We start from the raw sequence: 24,288 nt of genomic DNA on the forward strand, positions 1-24,288 counted from the left end.
AAGGCTTCCGGACAACGCAAAACGCCCGCCGTATCCGGCGGGCGTTTCAAGATCTTGGTCGAAGCAGGCTTCGATCAGCCTTCTTTCTGCAACTGGTCGATTGCCGTGTGCATCAGTTCGTCCATTGTGCGGCGAATCTGATGATCGGACTGCTCGACGTTGTTTGTATCGAAATCTTCGCGAAGCTTGCGGAACACGTCTTCCTCGCCCGGCTCTTCAAAATCGGACCGGACAACTTCCTTGGCGTATTCGTCGGCCTTCTCGCCTTCAAAGCCCAGAAGACCAGCTGCCCACAAACCCAGCAACTTGTTGCGGCGCGCGGTCGCCTTGAACCGCAGCTCCTCGTCATGCGCGAACTTGTTTTCAAATCCCTGCTCGCGCTTGTCGAATGTGCTCATACTCATCGTCTCCTGAACTGCGCTGATGCACTTCACCCCATATGGGGCTGATTTGGTCTCTTGCATATCCCCGCAAGGCGATCAAATCAACGCAGTACGTACACGCATGCGTCAAAAGCATAACCGGTCTGCGAACTCTCCGGAAACATAAGATTGTACTTTTGCCCGGCTTCGGGTAAGTTCCGCGCCGCAAAACAGGGCCAGCTGCCTTCAAGCATCGGCCGGTTGACGGACATCGTCCCGGCTGATTTTCAGACAAGGTAAGCATGTCCCGTCAAAGGTTTCTCTAAAAGATACGGTATAGCCAATGAACCGCCGCCGGCGCATTTACGAAGGTAAGGGCAAGATCCTGTACGAAGGTCCGGAACCGGGAACCCTGGTTCAGCACTTCAAGGACGACGCGACCGCCTTCAACAACAAGAAACACGAGATTGTTGACGGCAAAGGCGTGCTCAACAACCGGATTTCCGAATATATCTTCAACCATCTGAATGCCATCGGCATCCCGACTCACTTCATTCGCCGCCTTAACATGCGCGAACAGCTGATCCGGGAAGTCGAGATCATTCCGCTTGAAGTGGTCGTGCGCAACGTCGCCGCCGGGTCCATCGCCACCCGCCTGGGCCTGGAAGAAGGCACTCAGCTGCCGCGCTCCATCATCGAATTCTACTACAAGAACGATGAGCTCAACGACCCGATGGTCGCCGAAGAGCATATCACCGCTTTCGGTTGGGCAACCCCGCAGGAACTTGACGACATGATGGCCCTCGCCATCCGCGTCAACGACTTCCTGTGCGGCCTCTTCCTGGGCGTCGGCATCCGCCTCGTCGATTTCAAGATCGAATGCGGCCGTTTGTTCGAAGGCGACATGATGCGCATCGTCGTCGCCGACGAGATCTCCCCGGACAGCTGCCGCCTCTGGGACATCGAGACCAACGACAAGATGGACAAGGACCGCTTCCGCCGCGACTTGGGCGGGATGCTGGAAGCCTACCAGGAAGTTGCCAAGCGGCTCGGGATCATGATGACCAACGAGCGCCCGGCAGGTACCGGACCGACCCTGGTCAAGTAAGACCCGCCGCTGATGCAGCAATGACACAGGCCGGGGCAATCGCCTCGACCTGTCTCAACGTCAGGATTGCAACCAGCGGTATTGTCAAATATGACGCCTCCTTGTTTTACAAGGGGGCGTCATGTCTTTTAGATTTTCTTCCATTTTCAAAGCTGCATCGATTGTACTCCTGTGCGGTCTTCTTGCAGCCTGTCAAACCTCGGGCCTGAAGCCCGGCAGCATTTCCTCCAGCTTTGCACCCAAGGGTTGGGCCAGCAAGCAAAGCGGCAACAAGGCCGTCTATGTTTGCCTGCCGTCCAAATGCAAATCGCCTGAAGTTGTCGTGGTGGGCCCGATCAAGGTCAAAGGCGATATCGAAACGGCCATCCGGGAAAACCTGCTTTCTGCCGAATTGATGAATGCCGTCGGCAACATCGCCAATGTGGCCTCTAAGGGCCAGGTGCGCTTCAAGACCAATCGCCGTGTCGTCACAAAAACCTATTCCGGCTTCGACATGACTGCCCGGTACCGGACGGACAAGGGCAACGTATATGTCTCTGCGCGCATCATCGTTCAAAACGACCGCGGCAGCGCCGTTGCGTCCTTTGCGACATCAAGCTCCAGGGCAAATGCAAATCTGAGCCGCTTCCTGAAGCAGACAACGATCAGACGCGTGCCGTAAATCGCAGGTTTTCTGCACACAGGCCTTTCGCAAATGGGGCTCCTCGTGTATGGGGAGCCCCAAAGTCATTCAACTGCAGAATCTGCAGTCTGCTGCGGAGATCCCAATCATGAAAGCACGTGTGATCGTCACCCTGAAAAACGGTGTTCTCGATCCTCAGGGAAAAGCCATCGAAGGTGCGCTCGGCGGCCTCGGTTTCGGCGACGTCGGCTCCGTTCGTCAGGGCAAGGTGTTCGATGTCGAACTGACCGGTTCCGACAAGGCAGCCGCCAAGGCTGAACTGGAGCAGATGTGCGAAAAGCTGCTCGCCAACACCGTTATCGAGAACTACTCGATCGAAATCGACTGAGAGAGACTTCAACACCGGGGCACCGCCGATGGATGACGATACCCGCAAGGCCCTGATCTTCATGGCCACCAAAGCGGCGATATTCATCCTGGTGCCTGCAATCGCGGCCCTGATAGCCGTATTTGTTCTGCTCTGAACCGACTGGATTGCCCAAATGAAAACCGCAGTCATCGTTTTCCCCGGCTCCAACCGCGACCGTGACATGTTCCATGCGCTGGAACTGATCACTGGAACCAGGCCGCAGAGCGTCTGGCACACCGAAAGCACCCTGCCGGATGTGGATCTCGTGGTTGTCCCCGGCGGCTTTTCCTACGGCGACTACCTGCGCTCCGGCGCGATCGCGGCCCGCTCCCCGATCCTCAAGGACCTTGTGGCCAAGGCCGATAGCGGCGTTGCCGTACTCGGTGTTTGCAACGGCTTCCAGATCCTGACCGAGGCAGGCCTGCTGCCGGGCGCCCTGATGCGCAATGCCGGTCTCACCTTCGTCTGCCGCGAAGTCCTGATGGAAACGGTCAACACCGCGACAAGGTTTTCGTCGAAGTTCGAAAAGGGCCAGGTCTGGCGCTGCCCGGTTGCCCATCACGACGGCAACTACTTTGCCGATGCCGACACGCTGAAGCAGATTGAAGACAACGGCCAGGTCGTGTTCCGTTACGCCGGAGACACCAATCCGAACGGCTCCATCAACGACATTGCCGGCATCACGAATGCCAGGGGCAACGTTCTTGGCATGATGCCGCACCCGGAAAACCTGATCGAGCCGCTCAACGGCGGCCTCGACGGACGCCTCCTGTTCGAAAGCCTGCTGGAAGCAGCCTGAAAACCATCCGGGAGGCGGGCATGACGGACCTGACACTCGACAAGGACGCCAGAACCCGCCTCGCCTCCGAGATCAAGCGCTATCTCGAAACCGACCTGGATATCGACATCGGCAACATGGATGCCGAATTGCTGGTCGATTTCCTGACGTCGAGCCTGGGGGCCAGGTTCTATAACCTTGGCCTCAAAGACGCTCAGGCGCTGCTCGCCCGCAAGGTCGACGACATCAACGACGAAATTTACGCCCTGGAAAAACCGGTCCAGGAACGCGGCTGAACTGCACTGGGCGACGTGGCGTTGGTTCGTACCGTCCACATTGATTTCCGCTGCGCCGGGCGCACCCTACTCCCAGCCTCCTTGTCATCCCCGCGCAGGCGGGGATCCAGTAAACGGCCGCCTGGACCGCTGCTTTACCCATCCCGTCAGCCCTGAAGGCTACTGGATCCCGGTCTTGGCGCTCTGCGCCAAACCGGGATGACAAGCGGGCTGGGAAAGACGCTGTAGCCTGACCATCGAAGTGTGAATGCGGTACTCTCGCGCGCTCCAATCAGCCAGCGCCTCACGAACCTAAACTGCCTTCCACTCTCGTTGTCATCCCCGCGAAGGCGGGGATCCAGTAACCGGCTGCCTCGGTCACATCGCATGAACCTGCCAGCTCCCACGACTACTGGATCCCGGTCTTGGCGCTTTGCGCCAAACCGGGATGACAAGCGGGGGCTAGTGAGGTTCAGCGAACAGACGGTTCAAGCCGCCTGGCTGCGCTTTTGCTTGGGAGAATAGCCGAACCGGCGGGAGAAGGCTCTGGAAAAGGCTGCTGGGCTGGCAAAGCCGCACAGGCTTGCAACGGCCTTGACCTGCCGTCCGGTTTCCAGCTCCGAGCGGGCAATGTCAAGCCGCCAGTTGGAGAGGTAGCCCATGGGTGTCGTCCCGACGAGTTCCTTGAAGGTCACCGCGAACTGGGTGCGCGACATGCCTGCCGTCTCGGCCAGTTTCTCCAGCGTCCAGGGTTCTCCGGGCACCTCGTGAATTGCCACCAGGGCGGCTGCGATCCGCGGATTCGCAAGGCCGTTCAAAAGGCCCGTATCGGCCTTGCCTTCTTCCATGGCATGGCGCAGCAGGCGGATCACCACCACTTCGCACAGGCGCTGGAACGCAGCCTGCCCGCCGCATCTGGGCATGGTGGCTTCCTCAATCAGCGGAGTCACCACGGCGGTGAGATACGGGTCTTCCGACATCGGCACTGAAATGCAGTCCGGCAGGGCGCTGACAAGTTGCCTGCCGACACCTGAGATCGTGATCCGGGCCGCGACGAGCGACGTCTCGTCGTCGGCGGCCTCCATTCCGGACAGTCCGGCTGCGCCATCCCGGACCGGACAGAAAACCAGCCTCTGTCCTCTCGCAGGGCTGTCATAGATCCGCAGATTGGCATCGCGACTGTCGTCGTCGTCGGTGGACAATGAGATGGCCACCTGTACGCGTAGCCGATCGATGAGCGAAGACAGCCGGTCCAGCCTGCCATTGAAGGACGTGCGATAAGGGACCGACATTTCCGTACTCCTGAGCATCTTTTCAGAATGTTTATAGCGCTTTCGTTCACTACCTTACAGTCATCGGCAGGGAAATGTGAAGCCTTGCCCAGCCAAATGAGGAAAACATGCTTGTTCCACGCCAACCGGTTCCCGGCCTGACGGTCGAAACCCTGAGCTCCGGTTCGTTCGATCTGTCCACGGATAATGCGGAATTCGCGACGCTCGTGGTCTTCTATCGCGGCCTGCATTGTCCGATCTGCGCCACCTACCTGAAGGAACTGGGCCGCCTGACCGCCGATTTCGCGGCAAAGGGCGTCAAGACCATCGCGATTTCGTCGGATGACAAGGACCGCACCGAAAAGATGGCGGAAAAGGTCGGCCATGCGGATCTGCGCTTCGGATACGGCCTGCCGTTGAGCGTTGCCAAGGAGTGGGGTCTTTATATCTCCACCAGCCGCGGCACCACGTCGATCGGCATTGAGGAGCCTGCGCTCTTTTCCGAGCCGGGCGTCTTTCTGGTGAAACCGGACGGGACGCTCTACTTCGCCTCCGTCCAGACCATGCCTTTCGTGCGTCCGCACTTCCAGGAAATGGTCGGTGCACTCGATTTCGTTCAGAAGAACGACTATCCGGGACGCGGTGAATATACCGGCGCGGTCTGACGGCGCGCCAAAACTGTAGCAAAAACAAGGATGCCGGACACGGGCTGCATCGTGTCCGGCATCAACAAAGACTTGCGAGGGGAAGCAGGTCCTTGTCCGGGGGGATCGTCAACGATCTCCGCATCAATACCGGCCCTTGCGCCGGCTTTCGGTATCCCAGAAGGGGCGCATTGCCTCGGCAAGTGCTGCCTCCCGGGTCAGTCCGAGGTCCTCAAGGGCCGCGTCTGACAATTCCAGAAGCTCCAGGCGGGTCCGGCGCCTGACGAACCAGTCCCTAAAAGACCTGAAAGCGGTTTTGGCGAGACCGCCGGGAATCCGGAGGCGCGATATCGGGCGCCCGGATATTGTTTCGATTGAACTCATTTGAGACATCTCCAGGGTGACAATTACATCAATTGGGCGCATTGTAGCGCTACAATCATATGAATTGACTCTCATTTGGATGCAATATATTAAATTGTCACCATGACAAATTGGCACCCAGAGATTCCCGAGGGCCAGGGGCCCCTTTACATTCGGCTGGCAGACCGTATCGCCGAGGATATCGCCACCGGCACGCTTGGCGCCGGTTCCAAGCTGCCACCGCAGCGGGACCTTGCCTACGATCTGGGGGTTACCGTCGGCACCATTGGCCGCGCCTATGCCCTGATCCGGCAACGCGGCCTTGTCAGCGGCGAGGTTGGACGGGGTACATTCGTTCTCGGCAGCACGTTTGAACCATCGCTGGAAGAAGACACCAAACCGGACCTCGACCGGCCAACACATCAGACCAACGGTTCTTCCCCGCAGGCTTCTGCCACCTCGTCCTGGACCCAGGGCGCCATGACCGTGCCGAAGGACGTGGCCTTTGGCGGTACACGGGTCATGGTACCGTCACCGGAGGCAATCCGGTTCGACAGCACCTCCGCTCCCGAGATCGGCCAGGCCGGCGTCATCAGCCGGCTGACGGCCGACATCACCCGGGACTCACCTTACGAAATTGCCAGCTACACCCGCTCCGTCCCCGAAAGCTGGCGCCAGGCCGGGCGGATCTGGCTGTCCCGAGCAGGCTGGCAGCCTCCCGAAGGCAGCATTGTGCCGACGACAGGCGCCCAGGCGGCGATCATGGCGATCATCGCGGCAACGACCGCCCCCGGAGATCAGGTCGCCTTCGAGGAACTGACCTACAGCTCGATCGCGCGTGGAGCCGCCTTGTCCGGCCGTCGCCCGGTCCAGATCGCACGCGATGACGAAGGCCCCCTGCCCGAAGACCTCGCCCGGGTCTGCGCCCAAAAGCACCCGAAGGTTCTCTTCGTGATGCCGACCATGCACAACCCGACGCTCGGCATGATGGGCGAACAGCGCCGTGCCGACCTGGTGAGCATCGCCCGCCAGTACAATCTCTGGATCATCGAGGACGAAGTCTACGGTTCCCTGCGCGAAGCCTCACCGCTGCCGCTCGCCGCGCTGGCTCCGGAGCGCACTTTCCATGTCGGGTCGCTGTCGAAGTCGGTCACGGCAGGTGTGCGCGGTGGTTGGGTGTCCAGCCCGCTGTCTCATGCGCAGCGGATCTATACCGCCCACAAGATGCTGACGGGCGGCATCTCCTTTCTCCTGTCTGAACTGTCTGCCCGGCTGGTCCTGTCCGGTGCCGCCGACGACTTCCGCCAGAAAATCCTTGCCGAAGTCTCCGCCCGTTTCGAGCTGGTGCAGAAATATCTCGGCGCCTACGACATGTGTGCCGCCGCCGATGCGCCGTTTCTGTGGCTCAAGCTGCCCGAACCCTGGCTATCGGGCACCTTCAAGGCGGCTGCCTCTTCCGCCAATGTGCTGATCGACGACGAGGACGAATTCAAGACCGGCCGGTCGGGCAAGGTCTATCATCGCGTCCGCGTCGGCGTCACCAACCCGATGACCCGGCAGGAAACCGCCAAGGGCCTGCTCATCCTGCAAAATTTGCTGGAGGACAGCGGAGCCTGTTACGACAGTTTCGAATAGACCCCCTTCAAGGTGAAGAAACATGTCGGAAACCAGCTTGCCTTTCGTGATCCTTCCGGTCTTCGCAGTTGTCTTCGTCCTGTTCTGGTCGCTCATCGTTTTTGTCATTGCCCACACCGGAGGCTGGGCGGGACTGGCAAAGGCCTATCCCGCCAGTGAGAAACCGGAAGGGCGCAGCTGGCGCTGGCGAACCATCAGGTTCGGCCTTTTCGGCAACTATCGTAACAGCGTGGATGTGACCATGTCCGACGCCGGTCTCTACATGTGCCCGATCTTCCTGTTCAGGATGGGTCACAGGCCAATTCTCATTCCGTGGAAGGCGATCTCGGACGCACATCGCCGCGACCTTTGGTTTGCGCCAACCCTCACGCTCGCCGTGCCTCTGACAGGAATCGGCAATGAAAAACGGGTGTCCTTCTACGGCGACGAGTTGGTCGAGGCGATGGAGGATTATCTGAAGCGCAACGGCAACGGCAACGTCCTGCGCCGTTGAGACGAACACTGGCCCATCGGCCTCTTGGCGCTTGAACGGATGTCACGGTTTTCTTGTCCCTCCCCGGCACTTCTGGCATTGTGAGGTGACTGACCGGAGGTTGTGATGACAGGGTCCGTGCCGTTGTGGGTGAAACTGGCCGGTGCCGCCGCAGTGACCTATTGCGTCGCCGTCTTCGGCACCGTTTACCGATACAATCAATCCATCCTTGAAAACGCCAGCTTCGCCGAAATCACCGGCGGTGGTTTCATCTACAATTACCGCATCGCCGATATCAGGGCCGGCCTTACCGTTGGCCTGCTCAAGCCCTTGCCTCTGGGCACACGGCTTGTTGCCGAATTCGATAACCCCCAGGGCGGCAAGATCGAGATCGAGAAAGCCGTTTCCCACTCCAAGCGCAATTACAGTTTCGAAACACCGTCATTGAAGGATGTCGAAGCCGAGCGCACCTATGCCGCCGTTCTTCACGTCATCGATCCCAAGACCGGCCTGGAGATCGAACGTCACGAAAAGGGCCTCAAATCCAGTGTCGCGCCAAAGGCAATGCCGACAAAACCGCTCACCATCGGCCCCGGTTATCACATCAACCCGGAGATCCGCCCGGCTCCGAAGGGTTAGGGTCACCTGCCAGAACAGGCTAACAAGCAAATCGGGCCGGCATTCGCCCCTCATTGCCGACACACCAGAGACTGCTTGCCATGATTGTGAGGTTTGCCCTTACCATTTCTAACTGACCCTAGCTCAGACCACCTGCAGCGCTTTAAAAACACAAATGATTTCAGATATTTAGCTAGAGAAATAATGATTGACGTAATAAGTCTCCTGAGCGCCTTGCTCATCGCAGGAACCTGTGTGGGCAGTTCGGCCACTGCAGCAGTTAACGCACAGTCGACCGACGGCTCGGAAACTTTCTCGAGCAAGGCAGCCGGTTACCTGGACGGGTCGGGCAAACTTGAGATCAGGAACAGCCGAGGCTGGGTCTGCGAAGGCACTTTTGTCTGTATTTCCCATCGCGACGGAGAAGGCACTTTTACGTGTAACGACAGCGCAAGCGGACCTTTCCGTTTTGTCTTTACGGGAACCAAGGACACGGGTTCGGGAAACCTCAACGGCAGGCAGTTCACCTTCACTTTCGCCATGCAGCGCGACAGCTAAAGACGAAATCTGAGCCGGTGCGATTCACTGCACCGGCTTTTTACTGCGCCTCAATGCTGCCGAGAGCACAGAAGCCCGGCATGGCACCGAAGACCTTCTCCCTGACGTCAACATCCTGAAACCCGGCGGTGCAAAGATCCTCCGCAAACTGACTGATCCAGGCCCTGCCCTCAGCCGCCGAGGCACATTGACCGCGGGGCTGGTAGGTGGTGGCAAAAACCCCGCCAGGCTTGAGGCAGCGCTGCACCCCTTCCAGCAATGCCGTCCGATCCTCGACGAATTGCAGCACATTACAACTGAAAACCGCATCGAACCTGCGTCTCTCGGGCAAGGAGGACAACTCTCCTTGCCAAAGATCCAGCCGATCTGCCTTGAGAGCCGTCGCATGGCGACGGGCGCTTCTTGCGATCATCAGCGCGGAATGATCAAGACCGGTCACGCGGCTGCGCGGTATATTTTCCAGAACCGCTCCAATGCCACGGCCTGGTCCACAGCCGATTTCGAGAACCTCAGCCCCCGGCGCCAGTTCCATCAAACTGACAGTCCAACGGTTTCTGGCAATATTTGAAGCCCGGTTGGCCATGATCCAGCCCGCCAAAGACCCGAGCATGCCGTGCGGACGCCTGAACTGACCAACGATGACCTCCGAAAGCCAGCTGCCGGTCTCGCGATGGCTGGTCGGTTCCAAGCCCACTTCAACAGTGCTCACGGTCACGCCCCAATCTGAAACCAAGTCCACAGCCGTAAAACAGGCCGGTTAGCGCCAGGGTACCGGCAATGGCGTCGGTGAAACGCAGGTCCGGCGCATAAAACAACTCCACAGCAATGGTCGACCAGCTCCACGTCATGGCAAGGCTTGTCAGCAGCACGGCCATGGCGAACTTAGCCAGCAAGCGGCCTGTGCGGTGCTCGGCTCCACCGCCGTCATTCCGGGTATTGAGGATTTGCGACATCGTCCGTTCTCCCTAGTTCAGTAAGCTTCGTTTGAAAGTCTCTCAAAGTGCTGTTCGCCTGCCCAAGTGCTCCATCCGGCCAGCCGTCACAAATTTTCACAAGCAGCGCTCCTTCTTCTGCGAGAATTTCCCGGAAGGTGGAGGCACCTTTGTCCGTCAGCGAAATCAGAACGGAGCGTTTGTGCTCCGGGTTCGGCAAACTCGCCACCAGAGCCAATCCTTCCAGCCTGTCGACCAACGCCTGAACGGACTGCCTTGTCATGGACTTTGCACCTGCCATTTTTGGCACCGGACTTGGCCCTTCGTCCGCAAGAAACTCCAGGATTGCCCGTAGCGATGCTGTCAGCCCTCTCGCTTCCAGCATCCTGTCCGACATGCCGGCGAGCTGACGGAACGTCCTGCGGACATTCACGATAAGATCCCGCATTTCCGTCATGTTCAGGTTGTTCTTCTCAGGCATATGCACCTCTATTTTGACAGCCTAACTGTCAATTTATCAATTGACAGCTTGGCTGTCAATTCATGCTTGCACATAGGTTCGCGGCTCGGCCCGCGATAATTTTAAAGATCATGCCAGCACCGCCATTGCAGCAAACATGCTGCCACACCATCTGCCAGCGACGTGTGTGCGAGGTCCTGGAAATGACTGCCTTTGAAATAGTGCTCGGCCTGGTTCTTCTGGTTGCCGGCGGTGACGTTCTGGTGCGTGGATCTGTTGGTCTTGCAAAGCGCTTCGGCATATCCGAACTGCTGATCGGCCTCGTGCTCGTCGGCTTCGGCACATCGACTCCGGAACTGATGACCAGCGCCCTTGCCGCCCTCAACGGCTCGCCCGGCATTGCCGTCGGCAACGTTGCCGGATCGAACATCGCCAACATCCTGCTGATCCTGGGTCTGACCGCCGTGATCTCGCCGTTGAAGGTGGACCCTGCGGCTCTTATGCGCGACGGTCCGGCCAACGCTCTGGCGGCCCTTGCCTTCGCCGGCCTGGTGTTCAGCGGCCTCATCGCACGGGAAGCCGGCCTTGCGCTGCTCCTGGTGCTCGCCGCCTATCTCGTCGTCACCTACCGCATGGAAAAAGGTGTCCACAGCCCTTCGGCCGAGCTTCACCGCAGCGAAGTCAAGCTTGTCGCGAGTGGTAAAAAGCCGGGTGGATTGCCGCTCAACCTCGCCATGGCCATTGGCGGGCTTGTGATGATTTTGACCGGCGCGCACTTTCTGGTCACCGGTGCCACCAGCCTTGCAAAGGCGGCCGGCATCAGCGATGCGGTGATCGGTGTCACCATCGTCGCCGTCGGCACCTCCCTGCCCGAGCTGGTCACCTCGGTGATCGCGGCCCTCAAGCGCCAGACAGATATTGCCCTTGGCAACATTCTCGGGTCCAACCTCTTCAACATCCTGGGCATTCTGGGCTTTGCGGCGGTTCTAACCCCGCTCCAGGTGCCGCAGGAGATCATGAGCTTCGACATCTGGGTCTTGTTGGGCGCGACGGCGATCCTGCTGGTCTTTGCCATGACGGGCGGGCGTATCTGCAGACGCGAGGGCGCCATCATGCTCCTGGCCTATGCAGGCTATGCTGGCTACGTCCTCCACAACGCACTGGGGTGAGTTTGAACGCTTCGGAAATGCCGGCCGCATTCGCATCGGGAAGATCTGCCCCTGCAATCCCACCCGGCGGAGACCTGTGCTCCGCCGGGGGAAAGATACAGGCTCAACTACCGCTTTTGATGGGGATCGCAATCGGACGGATCGGCGAGCCGGTCGCACCACGCAGTTTCAATGGGGACGTGATGAAGGCGAATTCATGCACCCCATCCCTTGCGAGATCTTCCAGCCACAAAAGTTCGATGAACGAGACACCTTTCTGAGCCAGCAGGTAGGAATGAACCGGAGCGAAATTTTCCGCGATGGTGGACGGGAAACTTTCCAGACCCAGGTTATCCGCACCGAGGACCATCGCCTTTTGCTCCTCGGCCAGCCACCTTGCCGCCTCGAGGCCAAGACCTGACTGGGTGAACAGCGAGAGTTTCGACTTGTCCGGCCAAAGGCTCATTTGCCCGGTGCGGATGAGCACCACATCTCCTTCCAGCAGCATGGTTCCCTGCTCTTCCAGTGCGGCTTTCAGATCCTCCACCGTAATGGCGTAGGACGCCGGCAGCACATCGACGCCCTTGGCCTTCGCCACGTCGATCAGCACGCCACGGGCGACAATGGGGGGATACTTGTCCGCACCCGATTTCGCCCAGCCACGCACGCCCTGCGCCTCATCGGCACCAACGCCATTCCAGATTTTCCCGTGAAGCCCGAAATGACTTAGCGTGTCGATATGGGTTCCCGTGTGGGTATTCATCGAGATGGCTTCGCTGGAATGCGACAGCAACTCCTTGCTGCCATCTCCGCGGGCCGGCGTGTGGAGCATCATCATCTGGTAGGTCGGATCTCCGAAGGCAGCACTGCAACAATCCGGCATGCCGACAAAGAGATCCACGCCGAGATCATAGACCCTGCCAGCATCGATGCGCTGCAAGATCTCCAGTCGCGAGGCGTCGCTCATCATGTTGAGCGTACCGATCTCGTCTTCCGGTCCCCAGGGGCTTTGCCCCACCTGGTCGCCTTCCGCGAAAGCCGGGGAACCGGCAAGGGTCGCCGCCATGAGTGTGGCGGCAAAAAGCTTTCGGGTCTGATTCATCAAGTCTTGCACCAGTGGAATTCCTTCCTCTCAAAACCCCGTGCATGCAGGAACGACCGGCAAGGCGGTTCCGTTCGTGGAGGATCGCTCCTCCACGTTTCAGCAGGACGGATTGCCTGACAGGGTTTTCGGTTTTCAGAACGGGCGCATTCGAACGCGCCCAGCACGATTAGGACAATCGCCCTAAAATCGAATTAGGACAATCGTCCAAATCTGTCAAGGCTACAACCAAATGCACTGAAACACCCGTATTGCAGCCATCTCCGCATTGCCGGTGAGACTTTTACGAACCGTATTTTCCCTTGATACCGGGCTTGAATTCGAACTTGCGCCGGTTGGAACGCACTGCGCTGTCAGGTGGAAGAACGTCTGCAAGGCCAATCGCATCGCCCGCGATCAAATTTGTCGAATTTCTTTGCACCGCAAGGCTCCCAAATTGGGGGACAATCTGCTAAACGGCGGCATCATCGTCTGCCCGTGCCGTCGCGGCCCCACCCATTGGCCAGAAACACTGGCCAAAAACAGTGAAACGTCATGATCCCGAACGACATCAAGATCACGCCCGACCTGATTGCTTCCCACGGTCTGAAGCCGGATGAATATGAGCGCATCCTGGAACTGATCGGCCGCGAGCCGACCTTCACGGAACTGGGCATCTTTTCCGCCATGTGGAACGAGCACTGCTCGTATAAATCCTCCAAGAAATGGCTGAAGACCCTGCCGACCGAAGGTCCGCGCGTGCTTCAGGGCCCGGGCGAAAATGCCGGTGTGGTCGATATCGGCGATGGCCAGGCCGTGGTTTTCAAGATGGAAAGCCACAACCACCCGTCCTACATCGAGCCCTATCAGGGCGCGGCGACCGGTGTCGGCGGCATCCTGCGTGACGTCTTCACCATGGGTGCGCGTCCGGTTGCGGCCATGAATGCCCTGCGCTTCGGCGCGCCGGATCATCCGCGCACCCGTCACCTCGTCTCCGGCGTCGTTTCCGGTGTTGGCGGCTACGGCAACTCCTTTGGCGTTCCGACGGTCGGCGGCGAAGTCGAGTTCCACCCCCGCTATAACGGCAACTGCCTGGTCAACGCCTTCGCGGCGGGCCTTGCAAAATCCGATGCCATTTTCCTGGCCAAGGCCGAAGGCGTCGGCCTGCCGGTCGTCTATCTCGGCGCCAAGACCGGCCGCGACGGTGTCGGCGGCGCGACCATGGCCTCCGCGGAATTCGACGACACGATCGAGGAAAAGCGCCCCACCGTTCAGGTCGGCGACCCGTTCACCGAAAAGTGCCTGCTGGAAGCCTGCCTTGAACTGATGGAAACCGGCGCGGTGATCGCCATCCAGGACATGGGTGCTGCCGGTCTCACCTGTTCGGCCGTTGAAATGGGCGCCAGCGGCGACCTCGGCATCGAACTTGACCTGGACAAGGTGCCGGTACGCGAAGAGCGCATGAGTGCCTATGAGATGATGCTCTCGGAAAGCCAGGAGCGCATGCTCATGGTGCTGCGTCCGGAAAAGGAACACGAAGCCGAAGCCATCTTCAAGAAATGGGGCCTGGACTTCGCCATCGTCGGCAAGACCACTGACACGCTGCGCTTTATCGTCAAGCACCAGGGTGAAGTGGTCGCCGATCTGCCGATCAAGGAACTCGGTGACGAAGCTCCCGAATATGACCGTCCCTGGGTCGAGCCGAAGAAACGCCCCGTACTGGTGGCCTCTGAAATCGAGGAACCGGCGGACTATGCCGAAGCTCTCAAGACCCTGGTCGGCAACGCCAACGGCTCTTCCCGACGCTGGGTCTACGAGCAATACGACACGCTGATCCAGGGCAACTCGGCCGCAACGCCAGGCGGTGATGCCGGTGTCATCCGCGTGGAAGGCACCCGCAAGGGCCTCTCCTTCTCCGTGGACGTAACCCCACGCTATTGTGAGGCAGATCCTTTCGAAGGCGGCAAACAGGCTGTTGCCGAAGTGTGGCGCAACCTGACGGCCGTCGGATCCGAACCGCTGGCGGCAACCGACAACCTCAATTTCGGCAATCCGGAAAAGCCGGAAATCATGGGGCAGTTCGTCGGCTGCATCAAAGGCATCGGCGAAGCCTGCCGGGAACTCGACTTCCCGATCGTTTCCGGCAACGTCTCGCTGTACAACGAGACCCATGGCGAAGCGATCCTGCCGACCCCGGCCATTGGCGGTGTCGGCCTTCTGCCCGACGTCACGGTACGCGCCAGTGCAGCCTTTGTGAATGAAGGCGACGCCATCCTGCTCATCGGCGGAAATGGCACCCATCTGGGCGCTTCCCAGTATCTCGCCGACATTCTCGGCCGGGAGGAAGGCGCTCCGCCGCCTGTGGATCTGGCCGCTGAAAAGCGCCGGGGCACTCTGGTGCGCCAGTTCATCGGCGCGGCCCGCCTGACGGCAGTGCACGATATTTCCTCGGGTGGGCTTGGTGTCGCGCTCGCCGAAATGGCGATGTCAGGTGGCATCGGCGCGACGGTCAAGATCAATGGCCCGGCCCATGCGGCCCTCTTCGGCGAAGACCAGGGCCGTTACGTCGTTACCGTTGCCCAGGACAAGGTCGAGGCCGTTCTCGAAGACATTCTGGATGGTGGTGTGGATGTTCAACAAATCGGCACCACCGGTGGCGCGGATTTGACTGTTGAGGGCATTCTCACCATATCCGTTGCAAACTTGAAAAAAGCGCACGAAGATTGGTTCCCGAATTACATGGCAACGGCATAAGCCGTTTGACCTTCAGGAACTTAACAACAGGACGGACGCACGATGCCGATGAACGCAAATGAGATCGAGACCCTGATCAAGGCAGCACTGCCCGATGCTCAGGTCGAGATCCGGGATTTGGCTGGAGACGGCGATCACTATGCAGCGAATGTTGTCTCGGAATCGTTCCGGGGCAAAAGCCGCGTGCAGCAGCACCAGCTGGTTTACGAGGCTTTGAAAGGCAATATGGGCGGCGCACTGCACGCCCTCGCCCTTCAGACCAAGGCACCGGATTGAGTTGACACATTGCCGCGCAGGCAGCGCGAGCACTTGAATATGCCGCCACAATTCGCCAGATAGGCGGCAAAGAGACAAAGGACCGACACCATGAGCATCCAGGACTGGATCAAGAACGAAGTCGATACCAACGACGTTGTGCTTTTCATGAAAGGCACTCCGAACTTTCCGCAATGCGGCTTTTCCGGACAGGTCGTGCAGATCCTCGACTATGTCGGCGCCCCGTACAAAGGCATCAACGTTCTGGAAGATGATGACCTTCGCCAGGGCGTGAAGGAATTCACCAACTGGCCGACCATTCCGCAGCTCTATGTGAAGGGCGAATTCGTCGGTGGTTGCGACATCATCCGCGAAATGTTCCAGAATCAGGAACTGCAGAGCCTTATGACGGAAAAAGGTATCGAGACGACTCAGCAGACCGCCTGAGCCGATAGTGATTTCAGAAGACAGCATTCCAAGGGGCGGTTTTCCGCCCCTTTCGTTTTTCTCTGCCGTCAGTCCAAACGCGCAAGCAGCAACGCGTGAACCTCCGCCCCCCCCGGAAAATGCGCCCAATACCGCCGCTATGATGCAATAGAATGCGGTATGAAGGTCCCTCCTGCCGGAACTGCAAAGCCGAACGCGGCTCCGCGACACAAGTCCGGACTAACGATTGAAGGCCTATCTCCATCCGGCGCTCCCGGATCATTCCTTCGGAAATCCGGAGGGGTCGCGAGCTGCCCTCACCACCGTCAAAACCACCTAGACCTGCATATTATCCAATATTAACCGGAATCGATTGCGGTCGAATTCAGGCACTATCTCGGCAAAAATTGCCGAATCACCTAAGCTGAACGCAAGGTGAATGCGGATTTCAGGGTGAGTACAGGTGCGTTCCGTCATTTTCCGACCATATCGCAAGGCTCCATCGACCAACGGAGCCGGGAAATGGGACCGGGGACAATGAACAAGATTGCAGTTGCAGCCACCTCTACTTTCGTTCTGGCACTTGTCGGAGCCGGCTTCGTCATAAACGGCGGAGTCAACACCGACAGCGAACTGCGCCGTGTCGATTGCCAGGCGCTTACAATGTTCACACCGGCCAGAACCAAAAGCGCCGAAGAACTTTGCGCCAATTACGGCGGTGTCGCCTTGAAGGATGCCGCCCCCAGCAAGGAAGGCCTGGTGATCCTGGTTCGCAATCAGCCGATGGGCGGGTTCGACGGAGAAAACACCGTCCGCTGACCCCCTTCAGGAAACAGTTTGATTGATTGATACCGGCGCGCAAGGGCCTGCTCGCGCCTCGCCATCAGGCGGTTTTGACAGATGACTTAAGCGCCGCTTGAACGCTGTGCTGCAAGGGACAGTCTCCGTTCAGCGTTCAGTCTTCCAGCACCGTCACGGCATGTGCCGCCACCGGCCCGGCCACATTGTGGAGTTCGACCGACCCGAGCGAGGTGGACGGCAGCCCTGCCTCCAGCGCCACTTCCGCAGTTGCCACGATTTCATGGCCGATGACCTTGCCGTAGTCGCCCAGGCGCGCGGCGATATTGGCAGCATGGCCGATCACCGTGAAATCGAGCCGCTCCCTGGAGCCGACATTGCCGTATGTAACCTCACCAAAGGCAATGCCGATGGCACAGTTCAACGGAATGCCTTGCGTGCCCGGGTCCGGCACCTTCAAACGGCGGACCATTTCCTCGGCGCTAGCGACCGCTTGCCGGCAGGCCTCACCCAGTCCGACGCCGGCCGGAAAGATCGCGAGCACCGCATCACCGATGAATTTCAGCACCTCGCCTTCATGCGCATTGACGATGTCGGTAGTCACTTCGAAGAACCGGTTGAGTTCTCCGACATAGGCGGCGTGGCCAAGTTCCGTTTCCAGCCTGGTGGAATGCCTGAGGTCGCAAAACAGGATTGCAGCGTCGATGACATCGCCGTCGCCCCGCCGGATATCCCCGCCCAGAACCCGCGCCCCCGTCCTCTTGCCCAGATAGGTTTCCAGCAGGGACGTCGCGTTGGAGGTCAGCGCGAACACCTCGTACAGCCGGCTGATAAGGGCCGAGCACTCGAACACAAGCCCAAGGTTGGCCGTGGTGAACCCGGCTGGATGATCCGACGCGAGGGTCATCACGTTAATCAGCCCGTCGGAAAAAGGCAGCGGCATGGCGACATAGTCGGTAACGCCTTGCTGCTTCAGATCTTCGATGATCGGAAATCTGAACTCATCCGGGTTCGAATCGATCTTTTGCCGGATTCCACCCAAACCATCCGCCACATGCTGCAGCGGGCTCTGGCGAAAGGCCGGGCTCTCCAGCGTCTCATAGGAAGGAGCAAAGCTTTCGACCTTGTCGTCGTCGCGTGTCCACACGTAATGCCGGCCCGCGATCATCGGGTGCAGCGACCAGATCAGGATACTGATGCGGCAGACGGCGATCCCGTCTTCCACCAGTTTCCGGCCAAGGGCGGCCGTCAGCTCTTCCGGTGTTCTGGCGGCCCAGGCTTCGCGCAGCAACCAGTCGACCGTCGGACCGGTGATGTTTCCGACGGGCAGCGGATCGACCGGGGCTCCCTGAAAATCGATACGGCTCGCCACACCCGGCATGAAGGCGACATGGCCATCGACGGCCTTTCCCTCAGGCAAGGCGTTGAGATAGCTCCAGGCGCCGTTTTCCAGCGTTTCATCGCCCACCCGGACATGACTGTAAGTGGCCGTTCCCTTGAACGGGCAGAAGGTTCTGCGGTCCGGGGCAGGCTCAAGCTCAGCCAGAATGTCGTCGCGCGGAAAATAGATCGCCGGTGGCAGCCGGGTTTCATACATCACACGCGCTTTCGAAGAACGAGCAAGAAGATGCTCGCCCCGCCAGGCTGTCACCTCGCCCGCAAGCGGTTCGACAAGGATCCCGTAGTCGTTCGAGGTTTGCTGCACGCGCACGGTCATGAAAAACAGATATGGAACACTTGGCGGCCTGTCCAGTGCCATCCATGCGCCTCCCCTGCGCGCATCTGCTGCCGACACCTGCACAAAACGCATAGGTGCTGCGCAGACTGTCTGTGAAGCCAGCCACGGTTTGACCTCAATTCACGATTACGCGCTTGTGAGCAGTCAAGGTATGGAAATCGGAAACCCTGTCGGGTACTGAAATTAAATGCGCAACGTCCTGATCACATTGCTGATCTGTTTTTTTGCCGGGGTCACATCCGCCGCAGCCTATACGCATGTTCCCAAGAGTATTCGCGCGCTGGAGCGCGTGATGATGCAGGACATGAGCGCATCAGCCAAGTCAGTCCAGTTTACTGCGCATCACGCCCAATGCTGCAATCCGGACAGCCAGTCCGGAAAAACCACCAAACCGTTTGGTTGCGGCCCGGATTGCCTCTCTCACTTCGCCGTCGTGGCTCTGCAGTTCCTGTCGCCGGAAACCGGCCCGGAAACCACGTCGCCTCCCGTCCTGACGGACGGTCTGCCGACTGCGGAAGATCAACCTCCCATAAAAGGCTGACCACCCACCGGAACACGATGTTCCGGCTTAGCCAAATTTATTGGAAGGTTGAACGACATCTTGCCGGATTCCGAATGACCGGCAGGAGAACAGTTCGCCTGATAGACAGGATAAAATCATGAGTCTTCAGGAAAACGGCACACAGGCATCCTATGCCGCGCCTGCAATTCGAACTCCGAACTATCTGAACAGAACCAACCTCTTCATACTCGGCTGCTGCCTGCTTATGGCGGTTGTGACCGGCCTGCTGATCGTTTCCGCACCGACAGGACTGACAGTGGGCGAAGCATTGCTGCTCGCCGTTCCCATGTTCGGTTGCGTTGCCATGCATGTGATTCTGCATCGTGTCATGGGCAGATCCTGCCATGCGACGGCGCGAAAGGAAGCCGACCATGGCTAACAGGTATTTGGCACTCGCATTCGCCGGTGGTTTTCTGGCCCTGTCCTCGGCCGCCCTGGCCGCGGAAGACACCACCATCACTGTCTATAAATCGCCCTGGTGCGGTTGCTGCGAACTGTGGACGGAAGCCATGGAGGCTGCCGGCTACACTGTCGTCGCCCACGACATGGAAGACCTGAGTTCGATAAAGACCCAGGCAGGCGTTCCGGAGAACATGCAGGCCTGCCACACGGCCGTTACAGGTGGTGACCGGAAATACATCATCGAAGGACACGTGCCGCTGGAAGCGGTCGAAAAAATGCTGTCGGAAAGGCCGGACATTCGCGGTATCGCGGTCCCCGGCATGCCTCAGGGCTCGCTCGGCATGGGCGACGATCCGACAGCGCAATACACGGTTTACACCCTCGGCCAGAACCCGGCCGATCCCCCCATCCCCTATCTAGAGACAGGCCAGTAGCCTTCACATGACGAACCTTTCAAGAAGATCTTTTCTTGCCGGGTCGGCGAGCCTCGCGGGGCTCGCCGTCAGCGGCTGTATGACGACCGCTCCCCAGCAGCCGCTCGCCCCCTGGCAGGACCCTGCCGTCCTGGCCATGTACCGTGCCATGCCGGAAGAGAAGTTTCCGATCCCCGCTCCCGACCTGAAAAAGGTGCCGGAACGCTTTTACCGCAAGCAGGTCGACTATCAGACCAGCGAAAAGGTCGGCACGCTGGTGGTCGATACCAGCAACTACTACCTTTATCTTGTCCAGGAAAACGGCAAGGCCATGCGTTATGGCGTCGGCCTTGGTCGCGCCGGGTTCGAATGGTCCGGCCGGGCACGGATCGCCCGCAAGGCCGCCTGGCCCAAGTGGACACCGCCGGAAGAGATGATCCAGCGGCAGCCGGAACTGGAAAAATGGAGCTGGCGCAACGGTGGCATGCCTCCCGGAATCGAGAACCCGCTGGGAGCAAGAGCGCTGTACATCTTCCAGGGCAACAAGGACACGCTCTACCGCATCCATGGCACAGGCGAATACTGGACCATCGGCTCCGCTGTCTCCAGCGGCTGTGTCCGGCTGATCAACCAGGATGTCATCGACCTTTACAGCCGGGTACCGGACGGATCCCAGATCGTCGTTCTGTAAGGTTCAGGACACTTGCGGAAAAGGGGCCGGCCAGCCGGTCCCTTCGCCACCACCAGGCACTACTAGTGCCTCATATCTCCGATACCTGGCTTCAGGCAGTTATGGCTTTCAGTTCCAGGAAGTCCTCCAGGCCGAATTCGCCGTATTCACGGCCGTTACCTGACTGCTTGTAGCCGCCGAAGGGCACGTCGTAGTCCGGGCTGGCGCCGTTGATATAGACGCTGCCAGTGCGCAGCTTGCGTGCAACCCGCTTAGCCCGCTCCGGATCACCGGTCTGGAGATAGGCGGCAAGACCATAGGGCGTGTCGTTGGCGATCGCGATGGCGTCTTCTTCCGTCTCGAAGGGGATCATCACCAACACAGGCCCAAAGATCTCGTTGCGGGCAATCGACATCTGGTTGGTGACATCCGCAAAAACCGTCGGTTTGACGAAGTAGCCGGTCTCGAACCCGTTGGGTTTTCCCGGGCCGCCGGCAACAAGGCGCGCGCCGTCAGCCAGACCGCGGTCGATATGCCCCTGGATCTTCTCGAATTGCAGGTCGCTGATCACCGGCCCGATGTGATCGCCCTCCTCGGCCGGATCTCCAACGGTGGTTTCCGCCGCGATCTTTCCGGCGAGCGCAACAGCTTCGTCATAGACGCTCCGCTCTACCAGCAGACGGGTCGGTGCATCGCAGGACTGTCCGGTGTTGGAAAAACAACCAGAGAGCGATGTGCGCAAGGCCGTTTCCAGGTCCGCGTCGGCAAAGAGCAGGTTGGCCGACTTGCCGCCGAGCTCCAGCGCGACACGCTTGACGGTTGATGCAGCGTTCTGGCTGACAGAAACACCGGCCCGGGTTGAACCGGTAAAGGACATCATGTCGATGTCGGGATGCGCCGACATCGCCGCCCCCACACCCGGTCCATCGCCATTCACCAGGTTGAACACGCCAGCCGGGCAGCCAGCCTCCGCCAGGATCTCGGCAAAGAGAAGCCCGGAAAGTGGCGCGATTTCGCTTGGTTTCAGCACCATGGTGCAACCGGCGGCAAGTGCCGGCGCCACCTTGGCTGCAATCTGGTTGATCGGCCAGTTCCAGGGCGTGATAAGCCCGCAGACGCCGATGGGTTCGTGCCGTAGCACGCTGCCACCGCGAGGGCTTGGGCGCTCGAACACATGTTGCCTCAGGGCTTCCAGTGTCGCTTCCAGATGGCCGGATCCGGCGGGTGTCTGGCTCTCCCGTGCAAAGCTGCGCGGGGCGCCCATTTCCAGTCGGATTGCCTCGTCCATGTCCGCGGACCGGCGTTTGTAAATCGCGATGATCCGCTCCAGCAGCGCGGCACGTTCCTCGACGCTTGTTTCCGACCACCCGGCAAATGCGGCCCTGGCCGCGGCCACCGCCTTGTCCACATCAGCGGCACTGCCGAGGGAAATCACGGCAACCGGCTGTTCCGTTGCCGGATTGATCACCTCAAGCGTTTTTGCCTCGACCGGATCGACCCAGGATCCACCGATATAGAACTGCCGCTTTTCAATCATCCGCCTGCTGCTTCCCGTCTGTTCTGTTTCATGTCGCCGCCGCTTCCGGGCACCACTTCATATCCAGCTTCTTCAGGCTCGTCGTCAACCATCTCCTCCGGAAAACCCGGTGCACGGATATCAAGGCCAGTCGTCTCCTCCAACCGCCGGATGATGTTTGGCGACAGTTCGCGCGGACCATAGCGGTCGATCCCGTCAGCAAAAATCCGGTTGAGAAGCGGTGATATTTCCAGCGGTACGTTGTGATCCTCGGCGATTTTCTGGAAGAGGCCGATATCCTTGGCGACCAGATCCATTGTGAATGAGATGTCGCGAGATCCGTTCAGGATGACCTGGCCCTCCGTTTCGTGCACAAAGGAATTTCCGGAGGAAATCCGGATCGCCTCATAGGCGGTGCCGAGATCCATACCGGCTGCCTTGCAGGTCGTCAGTGCTTCGGCCACGGACACCAGATTGGCCGTTGCCAGATAATTGGTGACGACCTTCAGAACCGAGGCTGACCCGAGCTCACCCGTATGCAGCACACGCCGCCCCAGAACGGTCAAGAGCGGCAGCATGCGCTCGAAGGTTTCCCGAGAACACCCGGCAAAGATAGAGATATTTCCGGTTTCCGCCCGGTGACAGCCGCCGGACACCGGACATTCAATTGCCCCAGCTCCCCGGGCGACAACAAGCCCGGCGAGACGCCGCACTTCACCGGCATCCGTGGTCGACATTTCCGCCCAGATCCTGCCCGGGCCTATACCTTCCAGAATTCCTTCAGCGCCTTCCAAGACAGCCGCACAGGCTGCCGGACTGGGCAGGCAGGTGATGACGACATCGCAGCTCTCGGCAAGCTGCCTGGGGCTCTCACCGCGCAAGGCCCCCTTTGCCGCAAAGCTTTCCATCAGCAGCGGGTTCAGATCGAGAACCGTGACGTTGAACCCGTTTCTGAGAAGGCTGCCAGCCAGTTTGCCACCGACATTGCCCAGACCGATAAACCCGACCCGCATTAGACGTCCCTTTCGTGAAGCATGATTTGACCGGACTTCACTTTGCGCCTCGCCTCGGAAACAGAGAAATGATAATAATTTAGCCGATTACCCGATTATTTTTATGAATGAAGAGAATGTCGGCACTCCCCAATCTTCTTTGGCTGAGAAGCTTCGAAGCCGTCAGCCGGCTTGGTGGTTTCACGGCTGCCGGGACAGAACTCGGCCTCACCCAGGCTGCCGTCAGCACGCATATCAGCGCGCTCGAAACTCAGCTTGGCCATCAGCTTTTCGAACGGACCACGCGCAAGCTGAACCTCACAGCCAGCGGCCGGGCCTACCTGCCCTCGGTTCGCAAGGCATTGCACGAACTTGCCCTCTCGACGGACAGCCTCTTCGGCAACCGTTCGGCAGGTTCCGTAACCATTCGCGCCCCGATCTCCGAAACCGTGCTCATCATCGCTCCTGCCCTGGCAGAGTTTCAAAAAACCTATCCGACCCTCGACATCCGTCTTCTGTCCGCCATCTGGGCTGATACCGCGCTTGAGACCGGCACCGACATCGAAATCCGTCTCGGCACGGGCAACTGGCCCGGTGCGCACGCGGAACCGCTGGGGCCGGAAACGATCGTGCCCGTGTGCCATCCGGATCTGGCGCGTGAGTTGAAGCAACCGGCTGATCTGATCGATCTTCCGCGCATTCACATTCTGGGGTTCGATGACCACTGGCCACGCTTTTTCGACGCCCTCGGCCTTTCTCAGCCCTCCACCGGAACCAGTGCCACGGTCGACACCTCCCTCGCCGCAGTTGAACTGGCGGCTGCCGGCGGCGGTGTCGCCCTGCTCCTGGGCAAAGTCGCCGGGCGGCTGACGGGCAGCGGACGGCTGGTCGTTCCCCTCGACGTCAGCCTTCCATCCGTGCGAACGCACTTCCTCCTGCAAAGGGACAGCGCATCGCCGGGAAAACCAGCCACGCAACGCGTGGAGATGTGGCTGAGGCAACTGTTTGCCTGAAACTGCACCGGCC

The 24,288-nt window shown here is 59.5% G+C and carries 31 protein-coding genes; 21 read left to right on the forward strand and 10 right to left on the reverse strand.

Annotated elements, in window-relative coordinates; genetic code table 11:
- Positions 1–74 precede the first annotated feature (74 nt).
- Positions 75–398: a DUF1476 domain-containing protein gene (locus tag ACYQ54_RS03200; protein ID WP_460079266.1), complete on the reverse strand. Its 324-nt coding sequence runs from the start codon at positions 396–398 to the stop codon at positions 75–77.
- A 307-nt stretch (positions 399–705) separates the two neighbouring features.
- Between ACYQ54_RS03200 and purC the strand changes: the two genes are divergently transcribed.
- The 6 genes from purC to ACYQ54_RS03230 all read left to right on the forward strand — a co-directional run bounded on the left by purC (position 706) and on the right by ACYQ54_RS03230 (position 3,575).
- Entirely contained in the window at positions 706–1,470 is a 765-nt protein-coding gene (gene purC, locus ACYQ54_RS03205) for a phosphoribosylaminoimidazolesuccinocarboxamide synthase (protein ID WP_460079267.1), read from the forward strand.
- Positions 1,471–1,591: 121 nt separating this feature from the next.
- Positions 1,592–2,131, forward strand: coding sequence for a hypothetical protein (locus ACYQ54_RS03210; RefSeq protein WP_460079268.1), 540 nt, complete (start codon positions 1,592–1,594; stop codon positions 2,129–2,131).
- 106 nt (positions 2,132–2,237) lie between these two features.
- Positions 2,238–2,480, forward strand: a complete 243-nt coding sequence (gene purS / locus ACYQ54_RS03215; protein WP_460081662.1) for a phosphoribosylformylglycinamidine synthase subunit PurS — start codon at positions 2,238–2,240, stop codon at positions 2,478–2,480.
- Between the two features lie 28 nt (positions 2,481–2,508).
- Positions 2,509–2,616, forward strand: a complete 108-nt coding sequence (locus ACYQ54_RS03220) for a phosphoribosylformylglycinamidine synthase-associated small membrane protein (protein WP_460079270.1) — start codon at positions 2,509–2,511, stop codon at positions 2,614–2,616.
- Positions 2,617–2,634: 18 nt separating this feature from the next.
- A complete protein-coding gene (purQ, locus tag ACYQ54_RS03225) occupies positions 2,635–3,300 on the forward strand; it encodes a phosphoribosylformylglycinamidine synthase subunit PurQ (protein ID WP_460079272.1) in 666 nt (221 codons plus the stop codon).
- A gap of 20 nt (positions 3,301–3,320) precedes the next feature.
- Positions 3,321–3,575: a DUF2164 domain-containing protein gene (locus ACYQ54_RS03230; RefSeq protein WP_460079273.1), complete on the forward strand. Its 255-nt coding sequence runs from the start codon at positions 3,321–3,323 to the stop codon at positions 3,573–3,575.
- Between the two features lie 467 nt (positions 3,576–4,042).
- Here ACYQ54_RS03230 and ACYQ54_RS03235 read toward each other — a convergent pair whose 3' ends face one another.
- Positions 4,043–4,846: an AraC family transcriptional regulator gene (locus ACYQ54_RS03235; RefSeq protein ID WP_460079274.1), complete on the reverse strand. Its 804-nt coding sequence runs from the start codon at positions 4,844–4,846 to the stop codon at positions 4,043–4,045.
- Positions 4,847–4,953: 107 nt separating this feature from the next.
- Between ACYQ54_RS03235 and ACYQ54_RS03240 the strand changes: the two genes are divergently transcribed.
- Complete coding sequence (locus ACYQ54_RS03240) at positions 4,954–5,490, forward strand: peroxiredoxin-like family protein (RefSeq protein WP_460079276.1); 537 nt, start codon at positions 4,954–4,956, stop codon at positions 5,488–5,490.
- Between the two features lie 123 nt (positions 5,491–5,613).
- Here the strand turns inward: ACYQ54_RS03240 and ACYQ54_RS03245 are convergent, their stop codons facing one another.
- Complete coding sequence (locus ACYQ54_RS03245; RefSeq protein ID WP_460079279.1) at positions 5,614–5,853, reverse strand: DUF1127 domain-containing protein; 240 nt, start codon at positions 5,851–5,853, stop codon at positions 5,614–5,616.
- Positions 5,854–5,955: 102 nt separating this feature from the next.
- On the opposite strand from ACYQ54_RS03245, the gene ACYQ54_RS03250 reads away from it, so the two are divergent.
- From ACYQ54_RS03250 to ACYQ54_RS03265, 4 genes are all read left to right on the forward strand, one after another.
- Positions 5,956–7,467 (forward strand): aminotransferase-like domain-containing protein, encoded by a 1,512-nt coding sequence (locus ACYQ54_RS03250; RefSeq protein ID WP_460079281.1) that lies wholly within the window; start codon positions 5,956–5,958, stop codon positions 7,465–7,467.
- A 22-nt stretch (positions 7,468–7,489) separates the two neighbouring features.
- On the forward strand, positions 7,490–7,960 hold the full coding sequence (locus ACYQ54_RS03255; RefSeq protein ID WP_460079284.1) for a hypothetical protein: 471 nt from the start codon (positions 7,490–7,492) through the stop codon (positions 7,958–7,960).
- 105 nt (positions 7,961–8,065) lie between these two features.
- Complete coding sequence (locus ACYQ54_RS03260) at positions 8,066–8,578, forward strand: hypothetical protein (protein WP_460079286.1); 513 nt, start codon at positions 8,066–8,068, stop codon at positions 8,576–8,578.
- Between the two features lie 183 nt (positions 8,579–8,761).
- Complete coding sequence (locus ACYQ54_RS03265) at positions 8,762–9,115, forward strand: hypothetical protein (protein WP_460079288.1); 354 nt, start codon at positions 8,762–8,764, stop codon at positions 9,113–9,115.
- Between the two features lie 40 nt (positions 9,116–9,155).
- Here ACYQ54_RS03265 and ACYQ54_RS03270 read toward each other — a convergent pair whose 3' ends face one another.
- The 3 genes from ACYQ54_RS03270 to ACYQ54_RS03280 are packed head-to-tail and all read right to left on the reverse strand — an operon-like array spanning position 9,156 to position 10,528.
- On the reverse strand, positions 9,156–9,824 hold the full coding sequence (locus ACYQ54_RS03270; protein ID WP_460079290.1) for a class I SAM-dependent methyltransferase: 669 nt from the start codon (positions 9,822–9,824) through the stop codon (positions 9,156–9,158).
- The gene (locus tag ACYQ54_RS03275; RefSeq protein ID WP_460079293.1) at positions 9,811–10,068 is read right to left on the reverse strand and encodes a hypothetical protein; all 258 of its coding nucleotides are present in this window, start codon (positions 10,066–10,068) and stop codon (positions 9,811–9,813) included. The genes ACYQ54_RS03270 and ACYQ54_RS03275 overlap by 14 nt, the downstream gene beginning before the upstream one ends.
- On the reverse strand, positions 10,040–10,528 hold the full coding sequence (locus ACYQ54_RS03280) for a MarR family winged helix-turn-helix transcriptional regulator (RefSeq protein ID WP_460079296.1): 489 nt from the start codon (positions 10,526–10,528) through the stop codon (positions 10,040–10,042). Before ACYQ54_RS03280 ends, ACYQ54_RS03275 begins: the two co-directional genes overlap by 29 nt.
- A gap of 182 nt (positions 10,529–10,710) precedes the next feature.
- Here ACYQ54_RS03280 and ACYQ54_RS03285 point away from each other — a divergent pair, with 182 nt between their 5' ends.
- Entirely contained in the window at positions 10,711–11,676 is a 966-nt protein-coding gene (locus tag ACYQ54_RS03285) for a calcium/sodium antiporter (RefSeq protein WP_460079297.1), read from the forward strand.
- A gap of 103 nt (positions 11,677–11,779) precedes the next feature.
- Here the strand turns inward: ACYQ54_RS03285 and ACYQ54_RS03290 are convergent, their stop codons facing one another.
- Entirely contained in the window at positions 11,780–12,757 is a 978-nt protein-coding gene (locus ACYQ54_RS03290) for a cyclase family protein (RefSeq protein ID WP_460079299.1), read from the reverse strand.
- 534 nt (positions 12,758–13,291) lie between these two features.
- Between ACYQ54_RS03290 and purL the strand changes: the two genes are divergently transcribed.
- The 4 genes from purL (at position 13,292) to ACYQ54_RS03310 (ending at position 16,990) form a co-directional block, all read left to right on the forward strand.
- A complete protein-coding gene (gene purL / locus ACYQ54_RS03295; RefSeq protein WP_460079301.1) occupies positions 13,292–15,490 on the forward strand; it encodes a phosphoribosylformylglycinamidine synthase subunit PurL in 2,199 nt (732 codons plus the stop codon).
- Positions 15,491–15,532: 42 nt separating this feature from the next.
- Entirely contained in the window at positions 15,533–15,766 is a 234-nt protein-coding gene (locus ACYQ54_RS03300; protein WP_006932469.1) for a BolA family protein, read from the forward strand.
- A gap of 90 nt (positions 15,767–15,856) precedes the next feature.
- The gene (gene grxD, locus ACYQ54_RS03305) at positions 15,857–16,192 is read left to right on the forward strand and encodes a Grx4 family monothiol glutaredoxin (protein WP_460079304.1); all 336 of its coding nucleotides are present in this window, start codon (positions 15,857–15,859) and stop codon (positions 16,190–16,192) included.
- A gap of 516 nt (positions 16,193–16,708) precedes the next feature.
- Positions 16,709–16,990 (forward strand): antitermination protein, encoded by a 282-nt coding sequence (locus tag ACYQ54_RS03310; RefSeq protein ID WP_460079307.1) that lies wholly within the window; start codon positions 16,709–16,711, stop codon positions 16,988–16,990.
- Between the two features lie 136 nt (positions 16,991–17,126).
- Here the strand turns inward: ACYQ54_RS03310 and ACYQ54_RS03315 are convergent, their stop codons facing one another.
- A complete protein-coding gene (locus ACYQ54_RS03315) occupies positions 17,127–18,728 on the reverse strand; it encodes a DUF427 domain-containing protein (protein WP_460079309.1) in 1,602 nt (533 codons plus the stop codon).
- A 166-nt stretch (positions 18,729–18,894) separates the two neighbouring features.
- Between ACYQ54_RS03315 and ACYQ54_RS03320 the strand changes: the two genes are divergently transcribed.
- The 4 genes from ACYQ54_RS03320 to ACYQ54_RS03335 all read left to right on the forward strand — a co-directional run bounded on the left by ACYQ54_RS03320 (position 18,895) and on the right by ACYQ54_RS03335 (position 20,775).
- On the forward strand, positions 18,895–19,248 hold the full coding sequence (locus ACYQ54_RS03320) for a hypothetical protein (RefSeq protein ID WP_460079312.1): 354 nt from the start codon (positions 18,895–18,897) through the stop codon (positions 19,246–19,248).
- 118 nt (positions 19,249–19,366) lie between these two features.
- A complete protein-coding gene (locus ACYQ54_RS03325; protein WP_460079315.1) occupies positions 19,367–19,648 on the forward strand; it encodes a hypothetical protein in 282 nt (93 codons plus the stop codon).
- Positions 19,641–20,105: a DUF411 domain-containing protein gene (locus ACYQ54_RS03330; protein WP_460079316.1), complete on the forward strand. Its 465-nt coding sequence runs from the start codon at positions 19,641–19,643 to the stop codon at positions 20,103–20,105. The genes ACYQ54_RS03325 and ACYQ54_RS03330 overlap by 8 nt, the downstream gene beginning before the upstream one ends.
- Positions 20,106–20,112: 7 nt before the next feature.
- Positions 20,113–20,775, forward strand: a complete 663-nt coding sequence (locus ACYQ54_RS03335; protein ID WP_460079318.1) for a L,D-transpeptidase — start codon at positions 20,113–20,115, stop codon at positions 20,773–20,775.
- Between the two features lie 91 nt (positions 20,776–20,866).
- Here the strand turns inward: ACYQ54_RS03335 and ACYQ54_RS03340 are convergent, their stop codons facing one another.
- Both ACYQ54_RS03340 and ACYQ54_RS03345 read right to left on the reverse strand, forming a co-directional pair.
- A complete protein-coding gene (locus ACYQ54_RS03340) occupies positions 20,867–22,291 on the reverse strand; it encodes an aldehyde dehydrogenase family protein (protein ID WP_460079320.1) in 1,425 nt (474 codons plus the stop codon).
- Positions 22,288–23,283 (reverse strand): NAD(P)-dependent oxidoreductase, encoded by a 996-nt coding sequence (locus ACYQ54_RS03345; protein WP_460079322.1) that lies wholly within the window; start codon positions 23,281–23,283, stop codon positions 22,288–22,290. Before ACYQ54_RS03345 ends, ACYQ54_RS03340 begins: the two co-directional genes overlap by 4 nt.
- Before the next feature lie 116 nt (positions 23,284–23,399).
- Here ACYQ54_RS03345 and ACYQ54_RS03350 point away from each other — a divergent pair, with 116 nt between their 5' ends.
- A complete protein-coding gene (locus ACYQ54_RS03350) occupies positions 23,400–24,275 on the forward strand; it encodes a LysR substrate-binding domain-containing protein (protein WP_460079324.1) in 876 nt (291 codons plus the stop codon).
- Positions 24,276–24,288: the final 13 nt, after the last annotated feature.

The sequence above is a fragment of the Roseibium sp. LAB1 genome (assembly GCF_054658235.1).

Coding starts and splice junctions, on each gene's coding strand:
- ACYQ54_RS03200 (WP_460079266.1), bottom strand. CDS start 398: ATGAGCACATTCGACAAGCGCGAGCAGGGATTTGAAAACAAGTTCGCG.
- purC (WP_460079267.1), top strand. CDS start 706: ATGAACCGCCGCCGGCGCATTTACGAAGGTAAGGGCAAGATCCTGTAC.
- ACYQ54_RS03210 (WP_460079268.1), top strand. CDS start 1,592: ATGTCTTTTAGATTTTCTTCCATTTTCAAAGCTGCATCGATTGTACTC.
- ACYQ54_RS03220 (WP_460079270.1), top strand. CDS start 2,509: ATGGATGACGATACCCGCAAGGCCCTGATCTTCATGGCCACCAAAGCG.
- purQ (WP_460079272.1), top strand. CDS start 2,635: ATGAAAACCGCAGTCATCGTTTTCCCCGGCTCCAACCGCGACCGTGAC.
- ACYQ54_RS03230 (WP_460079273.1), top strand. CDS start 3,321: ATGACGGACCTGACACTCGACAAGGACGCCAGAACCCGCCTCGCCTCC.
- ACYQ54_RS03235 (WP_460079274.1), bottom strand. CDS start 4,846: ATGTCGGTCCCTTATCGCACGTCCTTCAATGGCAGGCTGGACCGGCTG.
- ACYQ54_RS03240 (WP_460079276.1), top strand. CDS start 4,954: ATGCTTGTTCCACGCCAACCGGTTCCCGGCCTGACGGTCGAAACCCTG.
- ACYQ54_RS03245 (WP_460079279.1), bottom strand. CDS start 5,853: ATGAGTTCAATCGAAACAATATCCGGGCGCCCGATATCGCGCCTCCGG.
- ACYQ54_RS03250 (WP_460079281.1), top strand. CDS start 5,956: ATGACAAATTGGCACCCAGAGATTCCCGAGGGCCAGGGGCCCCTTTAC.
- ACYQ54_RS03255 (WP_460079284.1), top strand. CDS start 7,490: ATGTCGGAAACCAGCTTGCCTTTCGTGATCCTTCCGGTCTTCGCAGTT.
- ACYQ54_RS03260 (WP_460079286.1), top strand. CDS start 8,066: ATGACAGGGTCCGTGCCGTTGTGGGTGAAACTGGCCGGTGCCGCCGCA.
- ACYQ54_RS03265 (WP_460079288.1), top strand. CDS start 8,762: ATGATTGACGTAATAAGTCTCCTGAGCGCCTTGCTCATCGCAGGAACC.
- ACYQ54_RS03275 (WP_460079293.1), bottom strand. CDS start 10,068: ATGTCGCAAATCCTCAATACCCGGAATGACGGCGGTGGAGCCGAGCAC.
- ACYQ54_RS03280 (WP_460079296.1), bottom strand. CDS start 10,528: ATGCCTGAGAAGAACAACCTGAACATGACGGAAATGCGGGATCTTATC.
- ACYQ54_RS03285 (WP_460079297.1), top strand. CDS start 10,711: ATGACTGCCTTTGAAATAGTGCTCGGCCTGGTTCTTCTGGTTGCCGGC.
- ACYQ54_RS03290 (WP_460079299.1), bottom strand. CDS start 12,757: ATGAATCAGACCCGAAAGCTTTTTGCCGCCACACTCATGGCGGCGACC.
- purL (WP_460079301.1), top strand. CDS start 13,292: ATGATCCCGAACGACATCAAGATCACGCCCGACCTGATTGCTTCCCAC.
- ACYQ54_RS03300 (WP_006932469.1), top strand. CDS start 15,533: ATGCCGATGAACGCAAATGAGATCGAGACCCTGATCAAGGCAGCACTG.
- grxD (WP_460079304.1), top strand. CDS start 15,857: ATGAGCATCCAGGACTGGATCAAGAACGAAGTCGATACCAACGACGTT.
- ACYQ54_RS03310 (WP_460079307.1), top strand. CDS start 16,709: ATGAACAAGATTGCAGTTGCAGCCACCTCTACTTTCGTTCTGGCACTT.
- ACYQ54_RS03315 (WP_460079309.1), bottom strand. CDS start 18,728: ATGGCACTGGACAGGCCGCCAAGTGTTCCATATCTGTTTTTCATGACC.
- ACYQ54_RS03320 (WP_460079312.1), top strand. CDS start 18,895: ATGCGCAACGTCCTGATCACATTGCTGATCTGTTTTTTTGCCGGGGTC.
- ACYQ54_RS03325 (WP_460079315.1), top strand. CDS start 19,367: ATGAGTCTTCAGGAAAACGGCACACAGGCATCCTATGCCGCGCCTGCA.
- ACYQ54_RS03330 (WP_460079316.1), top strand. CDS start 19,641: ATGGCTAACAGGTATTTGGCACTCGCATTCGCCGGTGGTTTTCTGGCC.
- ACYQ54_RS03335 (WP_460079318.1), top strand. CDS start 20,113: ATGACGAACCTTTCAAGAAGATCTTTTCTTGCCGGGTCGGCGAGCCTC.
- ACYQ54_RS03340 (WP_460079320.1), bottom strand. CDS start 22,291: ATGATTGAAAAGCGGCAGTTCTATATCGGTGGATCCTGGGTCGATCCG.
- ACYQ54_RS03345 (WP_460079322.1), bottom strand. CDS start 23,283: ATGCGGGTCGGGTTTATCGGTCTGGGCAATGTCGGTGGCAAACTGGCT.
- ACYQ54_RS03350 (WP_460079324.1), top strand. CDS start 23,400: ATGTCGGCACTCCCCAATCTTCTTTGGCTGAGAAGCTTCGAAGCCGTC.